The 1,615-nt window shown below is 48.7% G+C and carries 1 protein-coding gene; it reads left to right on the forward strand.

What is annotated here, in order from left to right; genetic code table 11:
• Positions 1 to 401 precede the first annotated feature (401 nt).
• On the forward strand, positions 402 to 1,454 hold the full coding sequence (murB, locus tag CX664_RS25030; RefSeq protein ID WP_101749301.1) for a UDP-N-acetylmuramate dehydrogenase: 1,053 nt from the start codon (positions 402 to 404) through the stop codon (positions 1,452 to 1,454).
• The last annotated feature ends 161 nt before the right edge of the window (positions 1,455 to 1,615 follow it).

Here is a 1,615-nt window from a genome sequence, read left to right on the forward strand (position 1 = left end):
CAATCCCTTACCGACTATCGCCACCCATCGTTCTGGGATATCGTCGCCAACTGCCTGGGCATCTTTATGTACTGGCTATTCATTCCTGCGTTTAAAAGAACGCCTGTTTTAGGGGTACGAAGGATTTGAGCGGGTACTTAATCTGGTTGAGCTGGGTGGGGTTGCGTTGCTGGATCATTTGCAGAAAACCCATAAATAAGTAGTTAACAAAATGAAATCGTATTTTCTGACTAAGTGGACAGTCACTCTGCGGCGTTACAACTACGGTCACATAGCTACGGCTATGCTCCCTACGTTGTGCCTTGCATAGTAACTGCCCACTTAGCCAGAAAATACGATTCCATTTTGTTAACTACTTAGCACCTCCATTTTGTCTCCAATTTCTATTGAATCAACTATTAATGAACTTCCCGGTTAAGATTTGCGACAACTATTCCCTGGTGGAGAGAAATACCCTGGGTTTGCCGTCTACTGCCAGATACTACGCTGAGGCAAATACGGTTGCTGAATTGCAGTCGGCACTGGCTTTTGCCAGGGAAAAGCAGTTGCCGGTTATTCCCCTGGGCGGTGGCAGTAATGTGGTGCTTGGTGATTTTCTTGATGCCCTGGTTGTGCACGTTAATCTCAAGGGAAAAACCGTGTTGAGTCGTGATCAGGATTGTGTTCGGGTCAGGGCTGAGGCGGGAGAGAACTGGCATGAGTTTGTTTTATGGTCTCTGGATAATCAGGCCTATGGGCTGGAAAACCTCTCCTTAATACCGGGTAACGTTGGCGCTGCACCTATCCAGAATATTGGTGCCTATGGTGTTGAGTTGACGGATTCTTTCGTTTCGCTGGAGGCGATGAACCTGGAATCCGGGCAGGTTGAGTATTTTGATCGGCAAAGTTGCCGCTTTGGTTATCGCGATTCGGTATTCAAAAGGGAAAAGCGTGATCAGTACATTATTGTCGCTGTGACCCTGGATCTTGATGCAACATTAAAACCCAATCTGGGCTATGGCCAGTTAGGTGATCTGCTTGCCAGACGTCTGGGTGATCAGGCTCCCTCCGCAGTGGATATCAGTCGGGCTGTTTGTGATATTCGCCGGGAAAAGTTGCCGGATCCCTCTGAGGTGGGTAATGCTGGCAGCTTTTTCAAAAACCCGGAGGTATCACCGTCAGAGATGGATCGCCTGAAGCAGGAATATCCGAATATCGTCGCTTATCCCCTTGGGCAGAACTGGAAACTGGCCGCTGGTTGGCTGATTGATCAGGCCGGGCTGAAAGGAGAGCGGGAGGGTTGTGTGGGGACTTACCAGAAACAGGCTCTTGTTCTGGTGAATCACGGTGGTGCCACTGGTCGGGATGTGCTGTCTTTCTCCAGGCAGGTTCAGCAAAAAGTAAATGAAAAGTTTGGGGTTCAGCTGGAAAGAGAGCCGCGCCTTTATATGGATGATGACAAAATACCCCTGTGAATCTGAGGATGCAAATTCCGGTTCCGGGAGGTGTTTACTGGCTGTAATCAATCAGAAGTCCCATGAGTTGTCCGGGACTCCTGACTGACTAACGTTTCATATCGTTTAACGCACAGTAATAGTACGCGAAGGCCGACTTTTGACATCACATAAGGCATGAC

The organism is Endozoicomonas acroporae (assembly GCF_002864045.1).
GTDB lineage: Bacteria > Pseudomonadota > Gammaproteobacteria > Pseudomonadales > Endozoicomonadaceae > Endozoicomonas > Endozoicomonas acroporae.